Source organism: Winogradskyella sp. (assembly GCF_013213835.1).
In the GTDB taxonomy this organism is placed as follows: domain Bacteria; phylum Bacteroidota; class Bacteroidia; order Flavobacteriales; family Flavobacteriaceae; genus Winogradskyella.
This window is the reverse complement of sequence record NZ_JABSSU010000012.1, coordinates 10,163-36,983: the sequence shown is the minus strand read 5'-3', so window position 1 is coordinate 36,983 and position 26,821 is coordinate 10,163. Positions and strand designations below refer to the sequence as shown.

Here is a 26,821-nt window from a genome sequence, read left to right as displayed (position 1 = left end):
CTCATTGAGCTGCTTTTTTTATTAATATTTGAGGCTTATCTTTTCTCTAACTCTATCTATAGTGGAAATTAGCGTTCTACTTTTTTCAAAAGTCATAATGTCGCTTACTGTTTTGTTTGTTCTTATCAGTTGATTGAAATGTTCAATTTCATGGCTGTAACCAATGGTTTTGTAATCGAAGGTTTTTATTTCGGAATTACCTTTGTTATCAGTTAATGTTACAGAACTAGGTTGATGAAAACGACCGTTGATTTTAATTGTTCCATGTTCGCAATGAAATGTAGCTTCGGTTTTAGTTTCTTCTGTAAGTGTACTCTTTAAATTGGCTTTAGCATTGTCGTAATGAAATATCATATCACATTCAGAATCTGCACCATTCGGAAATTGTTCTGCTTTAGCTTCAATAGTATTTGGAACACCTAATGAAGATAATGCAACAAATATGGGGTAAATACCTATGTCTAATAAACTTCCACCACCAACAGATTTATTAAAAAGTCGAGATTGCGTGTTATAAGGTGTAAAGAATCCAAAGTCCGCTTCGAGTTTTACGATCTCGCCAAAATGCTTTTTATTCAACAAGTCTAATGTATATTGAAAATGTGGTAAAAAAGCAGTCCACATGGCTTCCATAAGTAATATATTATTTGACTTTGCTATTGAAATCATTTCTTCAACTTCGCTGAGGTTCATAGCAAAAGGTTTTTCACATAACACAGGAATTTTATGCTCTAAACACAAAATAGAATGTGCTTTGTGAAAACTATGTGGTGTTGCAATATAAACTGCATCTATATTGTTATCTAGCGCTAATTCTTCGTAACTACCATAGGATTTTAAAGCACTAAAATCTGAAGCAAATTTCTTTGCTCTAGTAATATCTCTTGAAGCTATAGCATACAACTGAGCATCAGGAATTGTATTTAAATCTTGAGCAAACTTTTTAGCAATTTTCCCTGCACCGATAATTCCCCAACGTATTGTTTTTAACGCCATTAAGTTATGTTTCTTTCAATAAAATGGTTGACTTTTCGTTTAAAAAGATATCAAATAATCAACTATTATGAAACCTTGGATCTATGTGTGTCTATTTTCAGCACTTTTTTTTAATTGTAGTAATGATGATAACTACAAAAATGTATTAGACCAATACGTAAAGGATAACATAGAATTACAATCAAAGAGGAGACAATTTCAAGTTTCCGACCTTAGAGTGAGAGCAGAAGAACAACCTGAGGATTTTACTGAGTTTTATAATCAAATAGTATTACTAGATTCTTTAGTTTCTAATTTTGAAAATGCAATTATTAGCCTAGAGGATAAGGACACTTTGAATTCAGAGTTGGAAAAATTCAAAATAAATTTGACGAATTCAAAAATTGATAATACCTCTATGATGGTAAAAGAACTTCTAGATTTTGAGTTTTTAGATGACTCTTCAGAAAAATACAATTGGATTCTAAAGTTGAATTATTTAAACTATAATCGTAATATGTTAATGACTATGACTGGTGGGATATCACATCTATCTACTTATAATTCTAAACTTTTAGCATCGCGGCTAAATGACAGTGTAGTTGTATTGACAGTATTTAGCAGGGCTTTTAAAACACCTAGTAAATTATTTGATAACTCTTCATTATCTGTTGAGGTAAATAAAAAAACTGCAAGCCGCCGCTATATAGGGTATAATTATTACCCAAGCACAAGTGTTGCGACTTATTTAGTAGAGTCATATTCAGATTCACTTTTTGTCGATTCTCAATTACAAACTAATTCTTTGTCAGAAATGATTGTATCAAAGAACTCTTCTTTCTTTAAAGTAGGTGAATTAAAAGAATTTGATGAAAACTTTATTAAAGACTATTTCAAAGCATTATATGATTAATTCCTTCTAAGTGTTTGTAGCACATTCGCAATAACGATAACGATAACACAACCGATAAGATTTAGCCACAAATATGGTAAGTTGATGATTTCAAAATTATCTAATAGATAAAGTGCTATTATAAATACCTGTGTAATTAAAGCGCCAATAAAGACAGCATGTCCTTTAATATGCTTAAAGAAAAATGCTAATAAGAAAATACCCAGAACATTACCGTAAAAGATAGAGCCAATGATGTTTACCAACTGAATAAGGTTCTCAGCTAGATTTGCAAAACAAGCAATGATAATGGCGACAATTCCCCAACCAAATGTAAACCACTTGGTCATATTCACCATATGAGTTTCACCTTTATCTTCTTTGAGGTTTCTACCATATAAATCTATTGATGTAATTGTGGCTAAAGCGTTAATCTCTGAAGCAGTTGATGACATGGCAGCTGATAAAATTACTGCTAATAACAAACCGATGAGTCCTTTTGGTAAGTGGTTTAATATAAACCTTATGAACATATAATCTCTATCGTTGGTTTGCGTGTCTTTGGCAGCATCTTTATATAATGTTTTTAATTCGGCTTCTTTTTCCAAATAAACTTGACTTCCTGGATTTGTTTTGCTGTCTATGAGTTGGTTTAACTCACTTTTTAGCCTGTCATATTCATCTCTATATTCTGGGTCAATGGCTTTTTTGATGAGGAATTTTGATTCTGTACGATAAGTTTTTTCGAGACTATCAATTGAGAAAAGTTGTGCTTTTGTATCCGAATTATTGTCTTTTGCATACGCCAAACTTAAGCGTTGTTTCATATCAAAAAGTTCGGCTTGTTTATCCTGAAGCGCTCTGTAATCTTCACCATATTCCGAAGCCAAAACTGTTTGTGTGGATGCGTCGATAAAGTTTAAAGGTGATGGATTAAACTGATAGAATACAAACACCATAACACCAACAAGCAAGATGAAAAATTGCATTGGAACTTTCAGTAATCCATTAAATAATAAGCCCATTTGCATTTCTTTCATGGATTTACCAGACAAATAACGTTGCACTTGACTTTGATCTGTACCGAAATAGGATAACATTAAGAAAGTTCCACCAATTAGACCTGTCCAAACCGTGTATCTATTTTCTAAATCAAAAGAAAAATCTAAGACTTCCATTTTTCCTGTCGCACCTGCAATATCAATTGCGTCAGTAAATGTAACTTCATCAGGAATTAAGCCAATTATAATGACTAATGCAGCTATCATTCCAGCAAAAATGACAAACATTTGTTGTTTTTGAGTTACTGTTACGGCCTTAGTACCACCAGAAACTGTATAGATAATCACGAGTACACCAATCACTATATTTAGAGTAACAATATTCCAGCCTAATACTACAGAAAGAATAATAGCAGGAGCAAAAATGGTAATTCCAGCCGCTAAACCACGTTGAATTAAAAACAGAATAGCGGTTAATGTTCTGGTTTTTAAATCGAATCGATTTTCAAGAAATTCATATGCTGTATAAACTTTAAGACGATGATATAGTGGAATAAACACCAAACAAATAATGACCATTGCAATTGGCAACCCAAAATAGAATTGCACAAATCCCATGCCGTCTGAGAATGCTTGTCCTGTTGTAGATAAAAAGGTAATGGCACTTGCTTGAGTTGCCATAACAGACAAACCTATTGTCCACCATTTTGTTGAATTACCACCTTTTACATAATCTTGTACATTTTTACTTCCTCTAGTTTTCCACGTACCATAACCGACGATAGTGGCTAAGGTTACAATTAAAACCGTCCAATCAATCCAATCTAATGTTTGTGTCATAGAGTTACGAGAATGAAGCCGTTATGAAATAGAAAAGTACAATGTATATGGCATTGGCTATTAAAACCACAGTGTACATTTTATCCCATTTTTCTTTTTCTTTTGGTTGGTTATTGTTGTCCATTATAAGTTAGTTGTTTAGTTTTTTATAATTGTAGGATTTTCTTTCCCAGCAGAAAGCATATTTATAAATAGGCGATACGCACCAGAAACACCTGCAGGGAACTGCCTAAAGAAGCTTAAACCTGAATATATATAGTTGCCTCTTCCGTATTGAGCGATTAATAAGCTACCTTCTTTTGACGACTCACCTTTATCATTCATAGAGAATAATGGTGTAAACTCTTCTGACCATTCATTCGGAAAGTATAATCCACGCTCTTGTACCCAACCTTCAAAATCTTCAGGCCCTATTTTATTAGGAAAGTTAAGAATAGGATGATTTGCGTCTAATATATTCACAGTTGCATTTTCATCAGTAACACGATCTCTCGATAGTTTTAAATGAAAGGGTGAAATATTATCAGTTTTTAATCTTCTGTTAGTATTGTATTGAATAATCAAATTTCCACCTTCATACACATAGTCTAATAAATACTTTTGTTTGAATTTTAATTCATCTAAAACATTATAAGCTCTAATGCCGACAACTACAGCATCAAAGTTTTGAAGATTCTCTGCCGAAATTTGTTCTGGTTTAATAATGGTAACATTGTAACCGATTTGTCGTAAACTCTCTGGAACAACATCACCCGCACCTTCAATATAACCAATGTTTTCACCACGCTTTTCAATATTTAATCGTACCACTTTGCTTTCACTTGGCACTAAAACGGTTTGATAAGGAATGTGCTCATAATCTATTTCTACAAGTTCATCTGTATAGTATTCATCGTTAATATTTACCATAGGTGTTATTAAACCTTCACTTTGTCCTTTAGGTGGTATTACAGTAAATATGAGTTTTTGAACATCACCTTTATTAGCAATTTCAATTTTTTGATTCGCTGGATAAACTGTCCAATCGTTTGGATAAGCCATTTTCACAAAGCCTTCAACAGCATCTCTGCCAGCTTTTACGGTGATTTCAATTTCTTTTTGTTGGTCATTTTCAAATATGAAAACCTTATCGCTTATGCTTGCTGATACTTCAGGAACGATTTCAAAAGGTCTATATAATTCGCCTTTATCTGGTTTAGAATATCGGTAAATAACAGGTTTTGTAATTGTAATTGGTGTGCCTTCAATGTTCAGGTTAAAGTCTACATAGACTGCTCTAGGCGTTTCTGGTAAACCAATGAGGTTTTGTTCTTTAACGCTATACATTCCTAAAGTACTTTGCTTATTTAACCAATAAGGTGCCGTGTAAGACATATCGAAAGGAATGGCAATGTTTTCTTCAAAGTTTAAGCGTTTATTTTCTGCCATTTCCATGTCTTTAGAAATGCCGTTTTCTATGGTAGACAGATTATAAGACACCAAATTAATAGTTGCGTTGCTTCTGTTTAATGCTTCAATTTTTAGAGTTACTTCAGAATTTGGTACTGCGTTTGGTGTGCTGGCAGAAGCTTCAAGATATAAACCAGTACAAGCTTCAATAATCGTTTTTAATTCTTTTGTTTTAACACTTTTCCAGTGTTCATCTTTTATATTTTGCAACAATTTATACGCTTCTAATAATTGTGGTAAATGAGCTGCTGGGTTTATAAAATTGAAATTCGCTTCAATGGTATCAAGAATATTTCCGATAGCTGTTCCGCCTTCAATACGATTCCATGAGGTATCGATTCCAGCAAAAATGTTATTGGTGCCATCTAAAGGTTCACCTTTTAAAAACTCAATATATTCTTCTTGTGTACCACGTTGAGATAAACGCCCAAAACCTTGACATAAATGCTGACTACTTGCTAATGCAGCAACTTCGTTATTAGACATGCCTCGAGTTGGGTAATACACACCAATATCAAAATTGAGCATGTTGCTTTTGTCCGCTTTCTCAAATTTTTCTCTACTGCCATAAAACCACCAAGAGGTATTAAAAAATAGGCGTTTTGGTTGCCAGATTTCGGTCAATTCTAATTGCGAACTGTATTGTGTTGGGTCATTAGAAAGGTCAAAAGCCTCGTGACTTAACATCGCTGAAGTTGTATGATGACCATGTGTTGTGCCAGGTGTTCTGTGGTCAAATCGGTTGATGATAACATCTGGTTTAAATGTTCTAATTGCCCAAACCACATCGGCAAGTACTTCGTCTTTATTCCATATTTCTAATGTTTCATTTGGGTGTTTCGAATATCCGAAATCATTAGCTCTAGAGAATAGTTGTTCGCCACCATCTACACGTCTCGCCGCTAATAATTCTTGAGTTCTTATCACACCAAGTAGTTCTCTAATTTCTGGGCCAATAAGATTTTGTCCACCATCACCACGAGTAAGCGATAAGTAAGCAGTACGCGCTTTTGCTTCGTTTGCCATGTATGCGATTAGGCGCGTGTTTTCATCATCTGGATGCGCAGCAACATACAATACCGAGCCTAAAACATTAAGCTTTTGTATGGCATCATAAATCTGAGAGGAATTATATTTTTTTGGTTGCTGTGCCTGTATGGCAACTAAGCTACCTAATAGGATAAATAGAAAGAGTCTAAAATGACGCATTATAGTATTAGTTAGTGAACTTTCAAAGATATGAAAGTGACTTATAATACATTTGGTTTTAGGTTTTGTTTAACGGTTAAATTTCCTGACTTTATAGGAAATACTATTAATCAGTCAAGCTTTAAATCAGCTCTTAAACCTTCATCTTTATTACTATTCTTGCCCCAATATGCAGATTTGATGGATTTAAGCTTTATCGCTTTGGTAGTCAATGTCTTTGCAGTGGCACCATAACCACTAACTGTAGTTTCTTCCCAACTTAAGATATCGTAAGGAAACTCAGTGTTAAAATTGATTGTTAATGTACGCTGTAATTCTGGATATGTAATGATGTAAACTCCGGATTCAATATTTGCCAAAGCATTATAAGCTTTGATGTCTTTATGTTTAAGTCTTGTATACTCTAACGCAGGTACAATGCTTAACTTACCTGTTGGAAGTGAGCTTGGGTCAATTCGAAGTTTTGTCCACAATTCGTTTTCTGTCCAAGTTTTTTCGATATTAAAATTTTCATCAGCTTCACTTTGAAAATAGGAGTGTGACATTACCTCAAATGTATCTCGGTTATTAATTTGGGCATATACATGTCCACACCATTCTTGCACAGATGCCGAAACTTTAATAGCATGTTGGTTATTCGCAACAGGATAAAAAGTACTCTGCATAATTGAATACGGATAAATACCCGTGTTAAATTTTTTAGTTGCGTTTAGCTTTAAGATTGGTGTATTACTTTTACTGTAGTTGTCTGCTTTAACTTGTATCTGAGGTAGAAAATCTTCAGTTACAAATACCATAACCGCAGTACCATCTCGCATTTCACCATATCTTGCTTGCTCTAGTTTATACGAAGTGATTTCAGCTTCACCTGCGTACCAATAGTCTTTAAAATCTTGAGATAATTTAGTTTTAGGTTGCTTCTTCTCTTTTGGTTTTTCGCTTTTAATCGCGATATCTTCATTTAATTCTGATGGAGACTCTTTACAAGACGTAATTATGATAAGTATGCACAAAAAGCATAAAAAAACAACTAGCGCTTTTACGGACTTATTCATTTTTCAATTCTTTTTCTAAAAATACGAAGTAATTAAGCGTTAACGATGTTAATTAACGTTTCGTAAAGTAAATGTGTAGGTAAGCCAACAACATTGTTGTAAGAACCTTCAATATTGGTAATAGCTATGGCACCAATCCATTCTTGTATGCCATAAGCACCAGCTTTATCAAGAGGTTTGTAAGTATTGACATAATACCAAATTTCATCATCAGTAAGTACTTTAAAAGTCACTTTAGTAGTCGTGTTTACTGTTTTTTGACCTGATTTTTGTGTAAAACAAATTGAAGTCATCACTTCATGCGTTTTATTGCTTAGAGATTTAATCATTCTGAAAGCGTCATCTTGATCTTTTGGTTTTTCTACAGGTTTGTTTTCTAACCAAACAATGGTATCGCTTGTAATGAGAATATCATTATCCTTAAGACTGTCTTTAAAGGCCTCTGCTTTTAATTTGGCTAAATAATCTGTGATTTCGGTACCTTTCAATTTATTTGAATACACTTCATTAACAGGATGAAGTCTTACCTCAAAATCTATATTCATCGATTTTAAAAATGCATGTCGTCTCGGAGATGCCGAGGCTAAAATGATATTGTAATCTTTAAGTTTATCGTTTAGCATATTACTTTAAAACATAAGAATATAGTAGCATTGAAAGTATTCCTGTAACCATGACAAGTTTAAGCATTGTGCTGATATGATTATACTGCTTTTTGTGCTCTGCGCTAAAAAGTTTGATAGATATATAAATCATTGGTGCAATGACAGCTATTAAAAAATATGCTAAAAGTAGTTGTTGTTTAAAAAAGTACGTTACCACATAGTATACAACCCCAAATAAAGGTATTAATGATAATCCAAAGGCAACTTTAGTAGCTCTTTCTCTACCTATGACTATTGGAAGTGTTTTCATGCCTGATTTGTGATCACCATCAATATCTTCTATATCTTTTACAATTTCTCTTACAAGGTTTATCATAAAAGCAAAAATGGCATAATCTAAAATAATCTTTAAAAAGAAAATTTGGACCTCTGTATTTGTTTGGTTGATGGCAGGTATAAGTTCAAATATGCCGACCATAAGTATACATAAAGCAACAACTACAGAAACCGCAATGTTTCCAATTAATGTCATTTGCTTTAAACCATTTGAATAGATATAGAGTAGTGCAGAAGCAATAATGAAAATTGCAAAATAACCAGATTTACCAATTGAGTTACTCAAGTAAAATCCTAAACCAACACCAATAATATTAAGTGCAATAAAAATATTGAAACCATTTTTCTCAGTGATATATTTATTAATAATGACACGTTCTGGTTTATTGACTTTATCCGTATCAATATCAAAAACATCATTAATAACATAACCACCAGCGGCAATACAAATTGTAGCCACAACTAATATTGTAAATGCAAGTGGTTTTAAGGCTGTTATTACGCCATGACTTTCAAAAAAGGGTAGAAGTAATGCGTATTTAACCAATACTTGTACTAGGGCAATAATTACTAAGTTTTTCCAGCGGATGAGGTTGAGAAAGTGAATCATATAATTAATCAGCGCGATATTATTTGAATAATTAAGTAGTAAGCTAAATACGCTACTAAAGCAAAAACAATTAAACTAATTACAGTAGTTCTAATAAATAGCTTGCGCTCTTGCTTTCGGATTTTATCTTTTATTTTTTGTTTATCTGATTTGCTGAGGTCTTTATGCAAAAATTCCATTTTGTAATGCAAATGCGCCTCTAAATCTAATTTTTCTTTATACACAGAAAACGGCACACTTGTCTTTTGGTTAAAGGTAGACTGGTTGTTACCAAAACCTATATAACCAAAGCCTGTACTATGTCTTCTGCTTCTTCTAGACATTTAATTAGTCGTATTTAGCATTAAAATTTCCATTCCATTTCCCTTGTACTTTTAAAACCTGCTCTATAACATCTCTTACAGCGCCTTTACCGCCATTTTTATGCGAAATGTATTTAGAAATAGCTTTAATTTCAGGTACTGCATCTTGCGGACAACAAGGCAAACCAACAAGCTTCATAACTGGAAAATCTGGAATATCATCTCCCATATATAATATTTGAGAGGTTTTAATATTGTGTTTTTCCATATACTCATTAAGCTGTTCTATTTTGTTGTGTGCACCCAGATAGATGTCTTTTATACCAAGACCTGCAAGACGTTTGCGAACACCTTCATTTGAACCACCTGAAATGATACACACGTTAAAACCAGCATCAACCCCAGTTTTTAGAGCAAATCCGTCTTTAATATTCATGGTACGTAACATTTCACCAGAAGTTGTTACCGTAATTGTTCCATCTGTAAGTACACCATCTACATCAAAAATAAATGTGGTTATGTCTATGAGATATTCTTTATAGCTTTTGTTCTCGTCCATGTGTTTTCTATTCTGATTTCAAATTAAAGAAAGTTATGCGTTTTCTTTATCGAAGCCGTTAAAATTTCGTAAATGGCTTTATAATCTTCGTTCTCTATTTGTTTTAAATGTCGTCTTATGGTTTTTTTATCATTCCGTTTTGCTGGACCAGTTTGGGCCATATATGGCGACATATCTTGTACTTTTTTAGCTGTCTCTAAAATCAGAGGTTTTAAGATATCAAAATTAATGCTTTTGGCATCGCTAATTTCATGTGCAATTCTATATAACTGATTGGTGAAGTTATTTACAAATACAGCTGAAAGATGTAGTGTTTGGCGTTGTTCCGTGTTTATTCGGTAATGTTTACATCCTATAAACTCCGCTAAACCTTTAAGGAGTTGAAGATTTTGTTTTTCTGTAACTTCAATACAAATTGGGACTTCACTAAAATCTAATTCTGCATCTTTAGAGAATGTTTGTAATGGATAAAACACAGCACGTTGGTTCTTTTTATCCATATCATGTATAGAAACACTTCCAGAAGTGTGCGCAATTAATCTATTTGCAAAAGGTAAATCTTTAGATAGTTGTGCAATACTATCATCACTTACTGCCATTATATAGATGTCAGCTTCTTTAAGTTGCGATAAATCGTCTGTAATATTTGTAACATTACTATATGAAGAAATAGCACTAAAAGTTCGGTTATACCATTGTGTTACAGTGATATTATCCGATTTACTAAAAGCTTTAAATAAATGTGTGGCTACATTACCAGCACCAAGAAGTACAACTGATATCATGCTGTAAAAATAGAGAACAAAATCTTTAAAAAAAACTACATACCACTATCTTTACTGTTCATTCAAAATCTTACTAACAATGAAATTACTAAAAGAATTTAAGGAGTTTGCAGTAAAAGGAAATATGATGGATATGGCCATTGGTATTATAATCGGTGCTGCCTTTAATAAAGTCATTGATGTTTTGGCGAAGCAAGTGATATTACCACCATTATCATTATTGTCTGATGGAGTGAGTTTTCAGGATAAAAAAATCATTTTAAGAGAAGGCGTTAGTAATGCTTCAGGCGAAATAACTGTTTCTGAAGTTGCAGTTGAATATGGTGCTTTAATTGAAGTGTTTATAGATTTTTTAATTATTGGTTTTACCATTTTTATTGTCGTGAAAGCTATGAATAAACTCCGTAGAAAAGCACAAGATACAACCGATGAAACTGTAGTAACACCAAAGGATATTGAGTTGTTATCTGATTTGAAGCAATTGATGCAAGAACAGAACAAAATTTTACAATCGAATGTTTCAAAATAATTGAAACTTTTTTGAATGAATTTTAACGCTTTTTGAAACCGAAAAGTGTGGATAAAAACGTTTTTAAGCCTTATCTTTGTCGCGCTTAAAATAAGCCTAAATCTTATGCAAAAGAAAATCGCTAACTTCCTGTTTTCAACCAAACTTACAGCTGTTTTATTTATTGTTTTTGCCGTTGCCATGGCTGCAGGTACTATCCTAGATAGAAACATGGATACGTCACCAACTCCATATACAAGAACGCTAATATATAATGCTTGGTGGTTTGAAGCTATTATGGTGTTTTTTGTTATCAATTTTGTTGGAAATATTTTCAGATATAAACTACATAAAAAGGAAAAGTGGGCAACACTGATTTTGCACGTTTCATTTATTTTGATTCTGCTTGGGGCTTTTGTAACGCGCTACATTGGTTATGAAGGCATGATGTCTATACGCGAAGGTGCAACCGAAAGTCAGTTTAGATCACAAAAAACCTATGTCAGTGGTAGAATTCTTGGTGATTATGCTATTAACGGGCAATTGCAACAACGTAATATCATGGAGGAAGTTGATTTTTCTCATCGATTAGATAATGATTTTGAGAAATCTTACACCTATGGGGAAAATGTTGTTGATATAAAATTGAAGAAATTCATTAGAGGTGCTGAGAAAGATATTATTCCGAATGAAAACGGGGAACGCTATCTAAAAATTGTTGAAGCAAGTGGTGGAAATAGACATAACCATTTTCTGAAAGAAGGTGAAGTATCAAGTTTACATAATGTATTAATCTCATTAAATAAAGAACAAGAAGGCGCCATTAATATTTACGATACGGATGAAGGGATGTTCATAAAATCGCCATTTGAAGGTGAGTACCAAGTTATGGCAACAAACTCAAGAGGAACCTTAGTTAAAGATAGTTTGCAGCCATTAAGTTTACGTTCTTTATATGTGATTGGAGATATGCAGTTTGTATTTCCAAAACCAGTTGTTAAAGGTGTTTTTGATATTGTAAAAAAACCTCAAATTCTTAAAGGTGATCAAAGTGGAATTGTATTACAAGTCACAGCAAATGGCGACACCAAAAATGTCAATCTAATTGGTGGTCAAGGCACATATAATCGAATGGAAGAAGTAAAAGTTGGCGGCTTGGACATTGCATTACGATTTGGCTCTAGATTAGAGCAATTACCTTTTCAAGTAAAATTAAATGATTTTATCGCAGAGAAATATCCAGGTACAGAAAAGGCATATTCTTCATACGAGAGTAAAGTCACTGTTTTAGACCAGCAAGAAGGAGACTTTGATTATCATATCTACATGAATCATATTCTTGACCATAGAGGTTACCGATTTTTTCAAGCAAGTTTTGACCCTGATGAAAAAGGAACTGTGTTATCAGTGAATTATGACCGTTGGGGAACCTTGTTGACTTATGCAGGTTATTTATTATTATACTTTGGTTTAATGGCGATTCTATTTGCTAGAAGTACACGTTTTGATGACTTAAGAAAGCGTTTATTTAAATTAAATGAAAAGAAGGCTAAGATGATGACTATGCTTCTTTTATTCTTTGGTTTGGTTGGATTTGCCCAAGGCAATGATACGCACAATCATGCTAATGACTTTCCAACTAAAGAACGTCTAGATTCAATTTTACAAGCGAATATTACACCTAAAGAACATGCTGAAAAATTCTCGGAATTGGTCATTCAGGATTACAGCGGTCGTATGATGCCAATTCATACCTATGCTTCTGAGATGCTAAGAAAATTAAGCAAGCACGATACTTATGAAGGCTTAAGTGCCTCGCAAGTGTTCTTATCTATTCAAGAAAGTCCGACATTATGGTATAACATGCCAGTGATTTATCTCACACCAAGAAAAGCAGATTCTATAAGATCCATTATAGGTGTTTCTACAGATGAAAAATATGTGAGTTTATTAAACTTTTTTACTGAGGATGGAAGAAACAAATTGGGGCCATATATAGAAGATGCTTACAAAGCACAAATACCAAGTGGATTTCAGAAAGAAATAAAAAACACCTATGGTCGATTAAGTTTATTATCTGATGCCATAGAAGGAAGAAATATCAAAATTTTCCCTGTACCCGAAGATGAGAATAATAAATGGATTTCTTCTTATGAATATCAACAAGAAGGTTATAACCAAATTATTCAGGATTCATTGTATAGAGGCTTTGTAAATAATGGTTTTAGATTTTATTTAATGACCTTAAACAACGCGAAGCAATCGGGTAATTTTGAAAATGCAGAAAAACTTCTTGATAATTTTAAGGAAACTCAAAAACGCTTTGGAAACGAAGTGATGCTTTCTGATGAAAAGGTGAAAGCAGAGATAATGTATAACAAATACGATATCTTCAAAAAGTTATTCAGTTACTATTTGTATGCTACTACCTTTTTATTTGTATTGTTAATCATTCAAATTTTAGATTACAAAAGTAAATGGGTAAAAACGGCTGTGAAGATATTTACAGGTATTATAGTACTGCTGTTTTTACTTCATACAGGTGGTTTAATTTGGCGTTGGTATTTATCTGGTCATGCACCTTGGAGTGATGCTTATGAATCCTTAATTTATGTTGCGTGGTCAGTGATGTTATTTGGGCTTTTATTTGGTAGAAAAAGTAACCTAACTATAGCAGCTGCTGCGTTTGTGAGTGCGATGATCTTAATGGTGGCACATTGGTCTTGGATGGATCCAGCTATAGCAAATTTAGAGCCAGTTCTACAAGGTTATTGGTTAATGATTCATGTATCCGTGATTGTGGCAAGTTATGGACCATTTGCTATAGGTGCGATTTTGGGTATTATCGCTTTACTTTTAATGATTTTGACTAATAAAGAAAACAAAAAACGTATAGATATTAATATCAAGGAAATTACTGTAATTAATGAAATGGTTCTAACCGTTGGTCTTATCATGTTAACTATAGGGAACTTTCTTGGTGGTATGTGGGCAAATGAAAGTTGGGGACGTTATTGGGGTTGGGATCCTAAAGAAACTTGGGCCTTAATTAGTATCATGATTTATGCTTTTGTTATACACATGAGATTAGTACCAGGATTAAGAGGTCGTTGGTTATATAATTTAATGTCTATTCTTGCTTTTGGAAGTATTTTAATGACGTACTTTGGTGTTAATTTCTACTTATCTGGTTTACATGCCTATGCAAGCGGTGATCAAATCATAAGTTTTCAATTTATAGCTATTGCACTAGGTTTAATTGGAATTTTGGCCTTCTTTGCTTACAGAAAGTATAAGCTACATTACAAGTAGTATTGACATTTCCTATGATTATCTGGGGACCAAGCATTATTTTTCTTACTTTTAAAGAGTTAACTAATCCCAAAAAATGGAATACTTCAAAAAATTAGGTACCGCAAACCTGTTTATGCTGGTTTTATGCGCGGTTATAATTCTTGTTGCAGAATATTTATTTTTATCAGGCGATGAAATGCATGGCATTTTTATTGGTCTTTGGGCACCAACACTATTAGGTGTAATGATTTATTTAAAACTTGTTGATAATGACAGCGAATGAAATAGTTTTTTGGTTTTCTGTTGTTGTTATTGCTCTTGTGGCTTTATGGGCCATCGCTATGATACGCGCTTATAATAAAATAGATAAAGAATAATACTGTGCTATCACTTTCTGAATATCATTTTTAATTTTCGGGAATGAAACTAACATTACGTCTTGCTGCTTTTTATAATATTATCTGGGGTGCTTGGGTAGTTCTATTTCCTAATCATTTCTTTGAATTAGTAGGTATGGAGCCTTTAAACCATGCTATGGTATGGCAGGGAATGGGTATGGTTATTGGTGTCTATGGTTTGGGTTATTGGTGGGCTTCTTATGACCCCATGAGGCATTGGCCTATTTTAGCTGTGGGTTTTTTAGGGAAAATATTTGGGCCTATAGGCTTCTTCTTCAATTATGCCCAAGATATAGTTCCATTTGAGTTTATATATACACTTATTACCAATGATTTTATATGGTGGATTCCTTTCTTCCTTATTTTAAGAAAAGTACATAAAGACTATAAATGGAAATTAAAGTAAAGGGATTATTAAAAATTAGCCTTATTGTATTTTATGCTTTCGCTGGCACCTATCATTTTATAAATCCAAATTTCTATTTGGGATTAATTCCTGATTATCTACCATGTCCTTTGATGATTAATTATATCGCCGGTGTTGTAGAAGTTGTATTAGCCATTGGAATTGTATTTAAAACAACAGGAAGACTTGCTGCTTTTGGTTTAATCGCCATGCTTGTCGCATTTATACCTTCTCACGTTTATTTTATACAAATAGGTTCTTGTGTTCCAGATGCCTTATGTGTTTATCCAATTATTGCTTGGATACGTTTGTTGGTTATACATCCTATTTTAATATGGTGGGTCTGGAAAGTTAAAGGTTGAATAGATGGATATTGGTTTATTGCGCCTACTCATAGATTTTGGACTTGTGGTATTAATATGGATTGTACAACTTATTATTTATCCTAGTTTTACGTATTACCAAAACACAAGCTTATTAAAGTGGCATCGAATTTACACCGGTCGTGTAACGATTATTGTACTTCCATTAATGGTTAGTCAACTTATTATAAGTGTGATTCAAGTGTTAAATGGATTAAATCTTTATACTATTGCTAGTTTGTTTATAATTATAATTCTATGGTTATTGACTTTCTTACTTTTTGTTCCATTGCATCAAAAGATTGACCAAAATAAGTTTGAGTCTTCTACAACTGTAAGATTAGTTAACCTAAATTGGTTTCGAACTGCATTATGGTCATTATTATTTTTTCTTTCGCTCCTTAACTATATTTAGAATAATGTGCATATTTGTGATATGTTGATTGTGTACAACACATAGGTAAAGATTTTTATGCCTTAATTCTTATCAATTGTCTAGTTAAAAAGCTAGTCGTTAAATCAATCCAATACCAATTCTCAATGCAATCTTATTCTATTAAAGAAGTATTTCATTTATTTAAACAGGCTGTTTCAGGAAAGGAACAAGATTTCACCTCAGGTAGTATAAGACGTGCTGTATTTATGCTTTCAATTCCTATGATTTTAGAAATGGTCATGGAATCCATTTTTGCTATTGTGGATATTTTTATGTTTCTAAGGTAAGTGTAAATGCAGTTGCAACTATTGGTCTTACAGAATCTGTAATTACTTTAGTTTATGCGGTTGCTATTGGTTTGAGTATGGCTGCAACGGCTATTGTTGCTAGAAGAATAGGAGAAGACGATAGAGCTGGAGCTTCAAAAGCAGCGGTTCAGGTGATTTTTTTAGGAATCTTAGTAGCTATTATCATAAGTATGATTGGTGTATTTTATCCTAAAGAGATATTGAGTTTAATGGGTGGTGAGGATGATCTTATTGCTGAAGGTTATGGTTATACACAAGTTTTGCTTGGCGGTAATGTTACGATCATGCTTTTGTTTTTGATCAATGCTATTTTTAGAGGTGCTGGAGACGCCTTAATTGCAATGTGGGCATTAATACTATCAAACAGCTTAAATATTATTCTCGATCCTATATTTATTTTTGGTCTTGGACCAATTCCGGCATATGGTGTGAAAGGTGCAGCTATAGCCACAACTATTGGCCGTGGAGTGGCTGTTATTTTTCAATTGGCTGTACTTTTTTATGGTTGGAGTAAAATTAAACTAGCTTTTAAAGATTTAGTTATTCATATTTCGGTGATGTTGAATCTCATAAAAGTTTCACTTGGTGGTATTGGGCAATTTTTAATTGGTACTTCCTCATGGGTTTTTTTGATGCGAATAATGAGTGAGTTTGGAAGTGAGGTTCTTGCAGGTTATACTGTCGCTATTAGAGTTATGATGTTTACATTAATGCCTGCTTGGGGAATGAGTAATGCGGCGGCAACTTTAGTTGGTCAGAATTTAGGGGCACAAAAACCTGATAGAGCAGAAGCATCTGTTTGGAAAACGGGTAAGTACAGTGCAATTTTTATGGGTAGTGTATCTATAATTTATCTCATTTTTTCACCTCAAATTATTTCCTGGTTTACCCAAGAGCCTGAAGTTGTTAGAAATGGTGCTTAATGCCTTAGAATTATTGCTGCAGGCTACGTGTTTTATGGCTATGGTATGGTAATTATTAATGCTTTTAATGGTGCTGGTGATACAGGCACACCAACATGGATTAATTTTGTTTGTTTTTGGCTGTTTCAATTGCCATTAGCCTATATTACTGCCATTATATTAGATTTTGGCCCATTAGGTGTTTTTATTTCAATTACGCTTGCTGAGGTTATGATAACCGTTATTGGACTCGTGTGGTTTAAAAAAGGGAAATGGAAATCTATCAAAGTATAAAAAAGCCTTTCTTAACAGAAAGGCTTTTCTAACTAATTAAGTTGAGATTAATTAAGCTTCAGAAGTGTTAGATGTAGCTGCAACAGCTAAACCATACACTACTAATCCGAAACCAATTTTGTTTACTGCGTCACCGATGTTGTAGATCACATCCATGTTTAAGCCAAGACCAGCTAAGCCGTCGTACCAACCTTCAGTTCCAGCCATATATCCTAATGGATAGATCGCCCAACCTACTAATACAAACCAACATAGGGTTTTGTGTGCTTTAAGTACAGCTCCACCTGCTTTTTCTGCTAATTTTTTCGCTTCTCCGAACCATATAATATATACGATTGCGAAATACGCTAAACCTGAGATTAATCCCCAAATAGCAGGTCCAGGTGCTGCAGTGTGTACTGCTTCCCCGAAATAACCTGTTACAAGCATTACTACCGATAAAAAGATCATTTGCCACATAAGCGACTTTTTAGCGCCAGCTACTTTAAGGATTAAATAGAATTCAACACACATTAAGGGTACTGTAAGAACCCAGTCTACATATCTAAAAAATGTAGGGGACTCCATAAAAGAAGCCCAATAGTCTCTCATGTACCAGTAGTGTACTGCTGCGATAAATGTAATTAATCCAGAAACAAGGATCGAAGTTCTCCATTTTTTATCAAAGCTATTCATTGATAAAAAGAAAAAGGCTGATGCAGCCATCATGGCCATACATCCTACAAAGAATGTAAAGCCTACGTAGTCATCTGTTGCCATTTGTTGAGCACCACCGATGAGCATAGTTAGTAGTTTCATAATATTGCTTTATTGTTTAATCAAAAATAAAAAAGATTAAACATAAAATGTTTAAAATTTTCATAAAAAAAATAAACAAATAATAATTTGAGTACCTTTATATTATGAAGTCTTCAGTTTTTAACTTGGTATTAACGGTATTTTTATTTTGGTTGACCATACAATTAAATACGTCGTTAGAAGAATACCTTGCGTACGCACTAATAATAACCATAGGAATTTTACATGGTTCGAATGATTTAGCCTTAATAAGTGTTTTAAAAGGTGAAAAGAAATTGTCAAGAAAGTATTTAATATATTATACCGTTCTGATACTTCTAAATATAGTAGCCTTTTTGTTTTCTTCTTCTTTGGCTTTATTTTTCTTTGTTATTATAAGTTGTTATCATTTTGGCGAACAACATTTTCACAATCAAATTAAGCAACTTAATACATCTTCTAGGCTATTATTTGTGTCATACGGTGCTCTCATATTTGGTATGTTGTTTTATTTTAATGCAGAACAAACCTCAATTATAATTAAAGAATTAATTGATGTTTCATTTTCACGATCACATTTCTTTTGGTTTTTAATTACAGGGTTAGTCGCTACGCTTTGTTTTTATGTAGTCAATTTTAAGAACTTTACAAAAAATACAAATCATTTTCAGGAGGCTTTTCTAATAGTACTATTTATTGTTTTGTTTGATAAGGCAGCCTTACTTTGGGCATTTTCAATATATTTTATAGTATGGCATTCAATACCAAGTTTACAGGATCAAATAAAAGTGTTGTATGGTGATGAAAGTAAAGTAAGCTTCATGCAGTACGTAAAATCGTCCTTTGTATATTGGCTAATTTCTGTTGCTGGATTAGTAATACTTTACTATACAACCTCTTATTTTAATGTAGATTTTATCACTGTATTTTTTGCTTTTTTAGCAGCTATAACAGTCCCTCATGTTGTGGTTATGTATCTTATGAATAAAGAAGTATGAGTATTGTGTTAGGCTATAGCATAGTTAAGTTAATCTAAAAAAGTTCTTATATAATCAATATCAATTGGTTTTGATATCATTTTCTCGATAATGCCACTCATATTAGCAGCTTTAAGATGGTCTTTTGGATCAATGGAGCTTGAGCATATAAATGCCGTACATGATGGCAATGCTAATTTATCTTTATATTTCTCTATAACTTGCCAACCTGTGATGCCTGGCATATTTAGATCAATAAATATCATATCAAATTGGTTCTTCTCCATTTGTTCAGATATTTCTGAAGCGTTGATAGCTGTAGAAATTGTAACCTTGCCACTTAGTTTCATCTTAAACCTCATCTTTGCAAGTTTTAAGAAAATTTCATCATCATCGATGAGTAATAATTTATAAACCTTAGTCATTCCATATAACTTTAAAGGCTGCACCTTTTCCTTCAATTGAGGTAACAGCTATATTAGCGCCTATTGTCTTTGCATGATGCTTTGTTATAAACAGACCTAAACCTTGGCCTATTTTATTACTATCTAATCTTGTACCTAGTCTAAAAAGTAATTCTGCATTGTTGGGAAGGTTAAAACCATCACCAAAATCTTTAATTTCTATAAACAGGTTTTCCTCCTCGTAGCCAATATTTACCTCGATAAGATTATTAGTTTTGTTAATACCATATTTTAAGGCATTAGATATAAGATTGTGAAAAATACTATCAAAAAATACTGGTAAAGTTTTTAATATAATATTCTCAGATCCATTTATTTCAATGTTGGCATTTAGATTTGAGATTTCACCAGTTTCTAAAGCAATGATCCGTTTTAGGGCATCTGTTACATTAATATTTTCTAATTGTGCAAACTCAGCTTCCTTCTCCTCAGTCAGCAGTTTGGTTAAGTTTTATAAAGTTGTATCTAGCGCATGTACACTAGATTTCATCATATCAACATACTCCTTTAAATTATCTGGGTCATCCTCAATCATGTCAACCAAACCCACCATATTTGCTACTGAGTTTCTTATGTTGTGCGATGTAATGTAGCTATGTTGTTGTAAACGATCGTTTTTATCCGCCTCAACGTCTAATAGCCTTTGCAATTGTAAGCTACGATCTACCAACTCGGTAATTTCTACTCCAACACACATAATCTCACAAACATTACCTTCAGCATCAGTAACACCATAAAACTCCCAATGGTTAGATCTTATCTGCCCATCACTGTATGGTTTTCTTAAAATAACAGGATGTGGTACATTAGGCTCTTCAAAACATTTTTGAACAATTTGATAGGTCTTTTGATGGTCTTCTTCACAAATTGTAAACATAGAATTAGAACCTAAAAGTTCATTCAACCTGTAACCAAATCTATTAAGAAAGCAATTATTAGCATAAGTATAATTACCTTTAATATCGGTTTTTACATAAAACAAGCTTTGGGTTTCTACCAGCGCTCTGTAGGACATAAGCTGTTCTAATGATTTTTTTTCACTTTCCTTAACATCGGTAATCTCGTTATGGCACCCTAACATTCTGGTTGGTGTACCGCTCTTATCTCTAAGCGCTACGCCACGGCAACGTACCCAAACATCTTTGCCATTTTTATGCTTATATCGAACAATTTGGTCATAAGGATAGTTTGGGTCTTCAAGATGTTTTGCTAAATTCTCTTTAGCCAATTCTAAATGTTCGGGATCAATAAGTTCTATCCACTCTTGTGGTGAATGCTTCTTCGTTTTAGGATCATAACCTAGTACATGCCAAAAGCGCTCATCCATGTACTCTTCGTTTTGGTTTTCAAGATCCCAATACCACATACCGTCCAAAGAGTGGTTTTGAATGAATTTAAATAGTTTGCTATCAGCTTTTAAAAGGTCTTCTAATTCTTTTTCTAGGTAATGCTTCATGTAAGGGGAGCAATTTGTTAATCAATAATTGTCGTTATTAGAATGTTTATATGTAACCTCAAGAAAGGTTAAGAAAACGTTAATAAGTTACTGCTTATTTTTAGAAAAAAAAAACAATTGACTAATTTTTAGTGGTTTATTGATTTATGATATGAAAATTTGAATTTTCTTAAGGTAAGGCGGAATAATTCTAATGAATAGAAGTTATTTATATATTTTTAAGGTCAATACTTTTAAATTTTGACAGACCAACTTTCTTTTGCTATTACGACATTTCTGAATTTTGAATTAAATGGTTTTAAGCAGGAGTATCTGTCCTATTTTTTAATCCTAACTGTTGGGGTTATTCATGGTTCTAATGACTTAGCATTACTAAAACACATTAAAGCTGATAAAAAATGGCTTAAAAAACCATTATTGTTTTATAATGTTTTAATTTATGTCTGTATTCTAATTTTTTTCTTTAATCTAATACTCGCCTTTACCGTTTTTATGCTAGCAAGCTGTTACCATTTTGGTGAGCAACATTTCCATAATAAAATGATATCATCTAATGTGTTAAGTAGGTTATTATACTTTAGTTATGGTAGTATGATTTTTAGTTTGTTATTTTATTTTAATAAAGAAGAAGCCTCTACAGTAGTTTTACAGTTTTTAGATTTTGATTTTTCTTTTACAATCTTCAATTACCTCGTTGTTTTCAGCTTGGTATTGACAGTTTTATTATATGTTTTAAGTCTTAACAACTTAAGAGAAACTTCTCGGCATTTACATGAGATTCTTTTAATATTGATTTTTGCTCTTCTTTTTAAGTATGTTTCGCTGCTATGGGGTTTTACAATCTATTTTATTTTTTGGCATTCAATACCAAGTATTAGAGATCAAATTAAGATTATGTTTGGAGACGTTAATAGAATGAATTATTACCAATATTTTAAATCATCTTTCTTCTACTGGATATTGTCATTAATTATTACAGTTATCCTTTATTTTTATTGTATTACTTATAGCATTAATCTTAATACCATATTATTCACCTTTTTAACTTCTATCATTGTCTCTCATGTAATAGTGATGTCTTTTGTGAATAGGAAATAAGGGAAATCTTAATTCTTATACTTATTTTTATGTCATGAAAAAGTTAGGATTAAATACCATATGCACCCATGTTGGTGAAATTAAGGATGAACAATTTAAAGGTGCTGTATCACCTATGTATTTAAGCTCTTCTTATGAGTTTATAGATGTTGATGTAAAACGTTACCCAAGATATTTTAACACACCAAATCAAGAGTATTTATCAAAAAAAATTGCAGTATTAGAGCATACTGAAGACGCCATGATATTTGGTTCTGGTATGGCCGCTATAAGTACCATGTTTTTGGCTTTTCTGCAAAAAGGTGATCATTTGGTTGTCCAAAATACATTGTATGGCGGCACAGTAAATTTTATTAAAGAAGAGTTTCCTAAATATGGTATCGAATATACCTTTACCAATGGTTATAAGGTTGAAGATTTTAAGGCTGCGATACAAGCTAATACCAAGTTGATTCATATAGAAACACCTTCAAATCCTTTATTGACCATAACAGATATTAAAGCTATTGCAGAATTAGGTAAATCTAAAGGAATAGTAACTTCTATAGATAATACGTTTGCTTCACCTGTAAATCAGAATCCTATAGATTTGGGGATTGATATGGTGATGCATTCTGCTACTAAGTACTTTGGTGGACACAGCGATATTTGTGCTGGTGCCGTTGCAAGTTCAAAAGAACATATTGAGCGCATATGGAATGTTGGTAAAAATCTAGGTGGAAGTTTAAGCGATATGACCGTTTGGATGTTAGAACGTAGCATGAAAACTTTAGGTCTTCGTGTTAAGGCACAAACCAAAAACGCTTTAAAGCTCGCTAAATGGTTAGATAAGCATCCTAAAATAAGTAAGGTATATTATCCAGGTTTAAAATCTCATCCAGAATATCAACTTGCAAAATCTCAAATGAAAGGTTTTGGTGCTATGTTATCTTTTGAATTGGTTGAAGAACTAGACTCACAACAGTTTCAACAAGAACTAAAGCTCATTAAATCTTCTATGAGTCTAGCTGGAGTTGAAAGTACAATACTATCGCCGCATTTAACCTCTCATTCATTATTAACACAAGAAGAACGTCATGCTGTTGGTATCAGCAATCAATTGTTACGTTTTTCAGTTGGAATAGAGGATATTAAAGACTTAAAAAATGATATTAAACAAGCCTTAAAAGTAACTAAACAAGCTTCGTTTGCATAAGAATAACCTTCATTCTAAATGCTATGATTTTGAAACTTTGATACAGTGTTATCCAAAGTTGATATCCTACGTATTTACGAATAAGTATGGTTCAGAAACTATAGATTTTTCTAATCCTGATGCTGTTAAGACATTAAATTCCGCATTGTTAAAGACGTATTATGGTATTAATTACTGGGAGTTTTCGGATGATAATTTATGTCCACCAATTCCTGGACGAGCAGAATACATTCATGTTCTAAAAGAATTATTGGAGTCTTCAAATCTAAATAAAAGCATCAAAGTTTTAGATATAGGAACTGGAGCAACCTGTATTTATCCACTTTTGGGAACTTCAATTTATAATTGGCATTTTATTGCTTCAGAAATTGATAAAAACTCTTTTGAAAATGTGACCCGCATTGTCCAAAAAAATAATTTGCAATCTCGGATTGAGTTACGACTTCAACCAAGATCTGAATCTATTTTAGATGGAATAATAGATACTTCAGAGATCATTACTGCAACAATGTGTAATCCGCCGTTTTATAAAGATGAAGAAGAAGCTATTCAAAATACCGCACGAAAATTAAAAGGATTAGGTAAAACAACTAATAATTCGGTAAGGAATTTTAGTGGTACATCTAATGAACTATGGTATAAAGGAGGCGAAAAGGCTTTTTTGCACAACTATATTTACCAAAGCTCAAAGTTAAAGACCAATTGTTATTGGTACACAAGTTTGGTATCAAAAAAAGAACTCATAAAAGATTTAAAAAAGTCTTTAAAAAAATTAGGAGCAACTGAAATTAAGTTACTAGATGTCTCTTTAGGAAATAAGGTGAGTAGAGTAGTAGCGTGGACCTTTCTTACAAAGAAGGAACAACAGCATTGGAATTATTAAATGTTTTACCATTTTACAGCTGTGCTAATTTGTGCTTAGGTTTTCTAAAGTCATATTTTAAATTGAGCTGTAATGAAATTCTATTAAAACTTTTTGTTTTAAAAGAATGTCTTGCATAACCTAAGTCAATATTTGAATGCTCGGTTAAATTTAGTCCAATTCCCAGATATGCTCTGTTTTGTTGAAAAACAAATTCATTGAGATTAAAATGAATTTCGTCATAAAATGACACAAAAAATAATTCACTAAGTGGTTGTTTGCCCTTAAAGCGATAACGTACTCTATGTATTAATAAGTCTTCATGTTCATATTCTAAAAATCGTTGTTCTAACCTAAATCGGTGAGACCAGTTTAAGTGAAATAGCTTGTGTTTATACACGACTTGTTCTAAAAAACGATTTTCTAAAATATCAGGAACTTCATTTACCTCAAAAGAGGTATCAATATTACCGGAGGCATAACCAAATCCGGCAGATATTTTTTTATTAAAATGATAGTTGACTCCTATGATACCTAGAATTAGTTGAGGTTTGTTTAAGGTTGTCTCGTAATTCCAGTTCGTAAATGAACCGTTGACGCTAAACTTGTTAGAAATTCTGTTTGATGATGTTATTTCATTCCAAGAACCCCATGTGGATTCTCCTAAGTTTTGTGAGTAGATTGATGAATGAAAGTAAAGTGTTAAAAGTGTAATTAAAAATTTTGTTCTCATTATTGTCTTTAGACATAAAGAAGAGCCCATTTCTGGGCTCTTCACAGTCATGGAATTTATACGTGATCGTTTAAATGATGATGCTCATCAATTAAAGGGCCACCTTCAATTATTTGGTCTGAAGCCTCGCTTGCAAATTTCTCGAAGTTTAAATGGAACGAGTGTGCTAATTGAATAGCTTTACTAATGTAAACTCCTTTTTGCAACCAAGTATTCATTGGATCTAATATTTCTGTTGGAACATCTGGACAATATTTTGGCATAAATAATCCAAAAATTGGATGTTGATGGTAATCCACATTGTCTAAATCTCCATTAAGTATAGCCGTAATCATTGCTCTTGTATATTTTAGTTTTATACGAGAACCAACGCCATACGGTCCGCCACTCCAGCCAGTATTAACTAACCAAACATTAACTCCTGCTTCTTGCATTTTTTTGCTTAACATCTCGGCATATTTTGTAGGATGTAAAGGCATAAATGGCTCACCGAAACAAGCCGAAAACGAAGGTACTGGCTCGGTAATTCCAGCTTCTGTTCCGGCTACTTTAGCAGTATATCCAGATATAAAGTGATAGGCTGCTTGTCCTGGAGTTAATTTTGAAACTGGTGGTAACACACCAAATGCATCACATGTTAGGAAGAAGATATTCTTAGGGTTATCTGCATAAGATGGTGTTTGAATATCGTCTATGTGATACAATGGATAACTTACTCTTGTATTCTGTGTAATGGTGCTATCAAAGTAATCAACTTCGTTATTGTCTTTGAAAATGACATTTTCTAAAATGGCACCTGGTTTTATTGCTCTATATATTTCTGGTTCTTTTTCTTCCGTTAAATCAATGGTTTTGGCGTAACATCCGCCTTCAAAATTAAATATTCTGTTCTCTGCTGTCCAACCATGTTCATCATCACCAATAAGACGACGATTAGGGTCAGCAGACAAAGTTGTTTTTCCTGTGCCAGATAAACCAAAGAATATAGCTGTGTCACCTTTTTCGCCTACGTTAGCAGAACAGTGCATAGGTAAAACGTCCTTATCGACAGGTAAAATCATATTTAAGGCAGAAAATATACCTTTCTTCATTTCACCAGTATAAGCTGATCCTCCAACAAGGGCTATTTTTTTTGTGAAATTTAAAATAGAGAAATTTCCTTGTCTTAATCCATGCTCTTTAAATGTAGGACACTCGTATCCAGGAGCACAAAGTACCAACCATTCTTCTTCAAAATGTTCTAATTCTTCAGCCGTTGGTCTTAAGAACATGTTATAAATAAACATATTAGACCAAGGATATTCTGTTATGGTTCTAACACCCATTCTGTATTTAGGGTCAGCACAAACAAATCCGTCTCTTACAAAGATTTCCTTACCACTTAGATATTTTTCTATTTCAGATTGAAGGTAATCGAAGTTTTCTGGTGATATGGCTTTGTTAGTTTTTCCCCACCAAACTCTATCTCTTGTGTAATCATCCTCAACAAGAAAACGATCTTGAGGAGAACGACCAGTAAATTTCCCTGTGTTAATTGCTAATGTTCCATTAGCAGTTTCCCGTCCCATTCCTTTTTCAACTGTAATAGCTTGCAGTTTTTCAGGAGATAAGTTCCAATGTGCAACAGTGTCCTTTAATCCATATCTGGTAAGGTCTCTTGAAGTCTTTTTCGGTTCTCTCAATAATGTTTCCATGATATATTATTTATGATTTTTCCCAACTTTTAAATCACT

At 32.9% G+C, this 26,821-nt stretch carries 26 protein-coding genes and 1 pseudogene; 12 read left to right on the top strand and 15 right to left on the bottom strand.

Features of this window, described 5'->3' with window-relative positions; all coding sequences use genetic code 11:
* Positions 1-21: 21 nt before the first annotated feature.
* Positions 22-996, bottom strand: coding sequence for a Gfo/Idh/MocA family oxidoreductase (locus HRU50_RS14765; RefSeq protein ID WP_296351876.1), 975 nt, complete (start codon positions 994-996; stop codon positions 22-24).
* A 67-nt stretch (positions 997-1,063) separates the two neighbouring features.
* Between HRU50_RS14765 and HRU50_RS14760 the strand changes: the two genes are divergently transcribed.
* Positions 1,064-1,888, top strand: a complete 825-nt coding sequence (locus HRU50_RS14760; protein ID WP_296351875.1) for a hypothetical protein — start codon at positions 1,064-1,066, stop codon at positions 1,886-1,888.
* Here the strand turns inward: HRU50_RS14760 and HRU50_RS14755 are convergent.
* The 8 genes from HRU50_RS14755 to HRU50_RS14720 all read right to left on the bottom strand — a co-directional run bounded on the left by HRU50_RS14755 (position 1,885) and on the right by HRU50_RS14720 (position 10,618).
* A complete protein-coding gene (locus HRU50_RS14755; protein WP_296351874.1) occupies positions 1,885-3,708 on the bottom strand; it encodes a sodium:solute symporter in 1,824 nt (607 codons plus the stop codon). The genes HRU50_RS14760 and HRU50_RS14755 overlap by 4 nt on opposite strands.
* Before the next feature lie 138 nt (positions 3,709-3,846).
* A complete protein-coding gene (locus HRU50_RS14750; RefSeq protein ID WP_296351873.1) occupies positions 3,847-6,366 on the bottom strand; it encodes a PIG-L family deacetylase in 2,520 nt (839 codons plus the stop codon).
* Positions 6,367-6,476: 110 nt separating this feature from the next.
* Positions 6,477-7,421: a septum formation inhibitor Maf gene (locus HRU50_RS14745; protein ID WP_296351872.1), complete on the bottom strand. Its 945-nt coding sequence runs from the start codon at positions 7,419-7,421 to the stop codon at positions 6,477-6,479.
* A gap of 32 nt (positions 7,422-7,453) precedes the next feature.
* Positions 7,454-8,044: a Maf family nucleotide pyrophosphatase gene (locus tag HRU50_RS14740; protein WP_296351871.1), complete on the bottom strand. Its 591-nt coding sequence runs from the start codon at positions 8,042-8,044 to the stop codon at positions 7,454-7,456.
* A gap of 1 nt (position 8,045) precedes the next feature.
* The gene (locus HRU50_RS14735; RefSeq protein ID WP_296351870.1) at positions 8,046-8,972 is read right to left on the bottom strand and encodes a geranylgeranylglycerol-phosphate geranylgeranyltransferase; all 927 of its coding nucleotides are present in this window, start codon (positions 8,970-8,972) and stop codon (positions 8,046-8,048) included.
* Between the two features lie 8 nt (positions 8,973-8,980).
* Positions 8,981-9,295: a hypothetical protein gene (locus HRU50_RS14730; protein ID WP_296351868.1), complete on the bottom strand. Its 315-nt coding sequence runs from the start codon at positions 9,293-9,295 to the stop codon at positions 8,981-8,983.
* A 4-nt stretch (positions 9,296-9,299) separates the two neighbouring features.
* Positions 9,300-9,833 carry an HAD family hydrolase gene (locus tag HRU50_RS14725; protein ID WP_296351866.1) on the bottom strand — a complete coding sequence of 178 codons (534 nt, stop codon included), beginning with the start codon at positions 9,831-9,833 and terminating at the stop codon, positions 9,300-9,302.
* Between the two features lie 23 nt (positions 9,834-9,856).
* Positions 9,857-10,618 (bottom strand): Rossmann-like and DUF2520 domain-containing protein, encoded by a 762-nt coding sequence (locus HRU50_RS14720; protein ID WP_296351864.1) that lies wholly within the window; start codon positions 10,616-10,618, stop codon positions 9,857-9,859.
* 79 nt (positions 10,619-10,697) lie between these two features.
* Here HRU50_RS14720 and mscL point away from each other — a divergent pair, with 79 nt between their 5' ends.
* From mscL to HRU50_RS14685, 7 genes and pseudogenes are all read left to right on the top strand, one after another.
* On the top strand, positions 10,698-11,147 hold the full coding sequence (gene mscL / locus HRU50_RS14715; RefSeq protein ID WP_296351862.1) for a large conductance mechanosensitive channel protein MscL: 450 nt from the start codon (positions 10,698-10,700) through the stop codon (positions 11,145-11,147).
* Positions 11,148-11,252: 105 nt separating this feature from the next.
* Positions 11,253-14,438: a cytochrome c biogenesis protein CcsA gene (ccsA, locus tag HRU50_RS14710; protein ID WP_296351861.1), complete on the top strand. Its 3,186-nt coding sequence runs from the start codon at positions 11,253-11,255 to the stop codon at positions 14,436-14,438.
* Positions 14,439-14,514: 76 nt separating this feature from the next.
* Entirely contained in the window at positions 14,515-14,703 is a 189-nt protein-coding gene (locus HRU50_RS14705; protein WP_296351860.1) for a hypothetical protein, read from the top strand.
* Positions 14,704-14,840: 137 nt separating this feature from the next.
* Positions 14,841-15,224, top strand: coding sequence for an alkyl hydroperoxide reductase (locus tag HRU50_RS14700; RefSeq protein WP_296351859.1), 384 nt, complete (start codon positions 14,841-14,843; stop codon positions 15,222-15,224).
* Complete coding sequence (locus HRU50_RS14695) at positions 15,209-15,586, top strand: hypothetical protein (protein WP_296351858.1); 378 nt, start codon at positions 15,209-15,211, stop codon at positions 15,584-15,586. Before HRU50_RS14700 ends, HRU50_RS14695 begins: the two co-directional genes overlap by 16 nt.
* A 4-nt stretch (positions 15,587-15,590) precedes the next feature.
* Positions 15,591-16,001, top strand: a complete 411-nt coding sequence (locus HRU50_RS14690) for a hypothetical protein (RefSeq protein WP_296351857.1) — start codon at positions 15,591-15,593, stop codon at positions 15,999-16,001.
* Between the two features lie 125 nt (positions 16,002-16,126).
* A pseudogene (locus HRU50_RS14685) lies at positions 16,127-17,526 on the top strand (MATE family efflux transporter).
* Positions 17,527-17,577: 51 nt separating this feature from the next.
* Here the strand turns inward: HRU50_RS14685 and HRU50_RS14680 are convergent.
* Positions 17,578-18,324 (bottom strand): bacteriorhodopsin-like, encoded by a 747-nt coding sequence (locus HRU50_RS14680; protein WP_296351856.1) that lies wholly within the window; start codon positions 18,322-18,324, stop codon positions 17,578-17,580.
* A 104-nt stretch (positions 18,325-18,428) separates the two neighbouring features.
* Here HRU50_RS14680 and HRU50_RS14675 point away from each other — a divergent pair, with 104 nt between their 5' ends.
* The gene (locus HRU50_RS14675; RefSeq protein WP_296351855.1) at positions 18,429-19,301 is read left to right on the top strand and encodes a Brp/Blh family beta-carotene 15,15'-dioxygenase; all 873 of its coding nucleotides are present in this window, start codon (positions 18,429-18,431) and stop codon (positions 19,299-19,301) included.
* Between the two features lie 29 nt (positions 19,302-19,330).
* On the opposite strand, the gene HRU50_RS14670 is transcribed toward HRU50_RS14675, so the two are convergent.
* The 3 genes from HRU50_RS14670 to HRU50_RS14665 form a co-directional block, all read right to left on the bottom strand.
* Positions 19,331-19,705 carry a response regulator gene (locus HRU50_RS14670; protein WP_296351854.1) on the bottom strand — a complete coding sequence of 125 codons (375 nt, stop codon included), beginning with the start codon at positions 19,703-19,705 and terminating at the stop codon, positions 19,331-19,333.
* Complete coding sequence (locus tag HRU50_RS16060) at positions 19,698-20,006, bottom strand: HAMP domain-containing sensor histidine kinase (protein WP_366927384.1); 309 nt, start codon at positions 20,004-20,006, stop codon at positions 19,698-19,700. The genes HRU50_RS14670 and HRU50_RS16060 overlap by 8 nt, the downstream gene beginning before the upstream one ends.
* Before the next feature lie 189 nt (positions 20,007-20,195).
* Positions 20,196-21,200: a PAS domain-containing protein gene (locus tag HRU50_RS14665; RefSeq protein WP_296351853.1), complete on the bottom strand. Its 1,005-nt coding sequence runs from the start codon at positions 21,198-21,200 to the stop codon at positions 20,196-20,198.
* A 240-nt stretch (positions 21,201-21,440) separates the two neighbouring features.
* On the opposite strand from HRU50_RS14665, the gene HRU50_RS14660 reads away from it, so the two are divergent.
* The 3 genes from HRU50_RS14660 to rlmF are packed head-to-tail and all read left to right on the top strand — an operon-like array spanning position 21,441 to position 24,376.
* The gene (locus tag HRU50_RS14660; RefSeq protein ID WP_296351852.1) at positions 21,441-22,298 is read left to right on the top strand and encodes a Brp/Blh family beta-carotene 15,15'-dioxygenase; all 858 of its coding nucleotides are present in this window, start codon (positions 21,441-21,443) and stop codon (positions 22,296-22,298) included.
* Between the two features lie 34 nt (positions 22,299-22,332).
* Positions 22,333-23,493, top strand: a complete 1,161-nt coding sequence (locus HRU50_RS14655; protein WP_296351851.1) for an aminotransferase class I/II-fold pyridoxal phosphate-dependent enzyme — start codon at positions 22,333-22,335, stop codon at positions 23,491-23,493.
* The gene (rlmF, locus tag HRU50_RS14650; RefSeq protein WP_296351850.1) at positions 23,486-24,376 is read left to right on the top strand and encodes a 23S rRNA (adenine(1618)-N(6))-methyltransferase RlmF; all 891 of its coding nucleotides are present in this window, start codon (positions 23,486-23,488) and stop codon (positions 24,374-24,376) included. Before HRU50_RS14655 ends, rlmF begins: the two co-directional genes overlap by 8 nt.
* A 13-nt stretch (positions 24,377-24,389) precedes the next feature.
* Here rlmF and HRU50_RS14645 read toward each other — a convergent pair whose 3' ends face one another.
* Positions 24,390-25,088 carry a DUF2490 domain-containing protein gene (locus HRU50_RS14645; protein WP_296351849.1) on the bottom strand — a complete coding sequence of 233 codons (699 nt, stop codon included), beginning with the start codon at positions 25,086-25,088 and terminating at the stop codon, positions 24,390-24,392.
* Positions 25,089-25,144: 56 nt separating this feature from the next.
* The gene (pckA, locus tag HRU50_RS14640; RefSeq protein WP_296351848.1) at positions 25,145-26,782 is read right to left on the bottom strand and encodes a phosphoenolpyruvate carboxykinase (ATP); all 1,638 of its coding nucleotides are present in this window, start codon (positions 26,780-26,782) and stop codon (positions 25,145-25,147) included.
* Between the last annotated feature and the right edge of the window lie 39 nt (positions 26,783-26,821).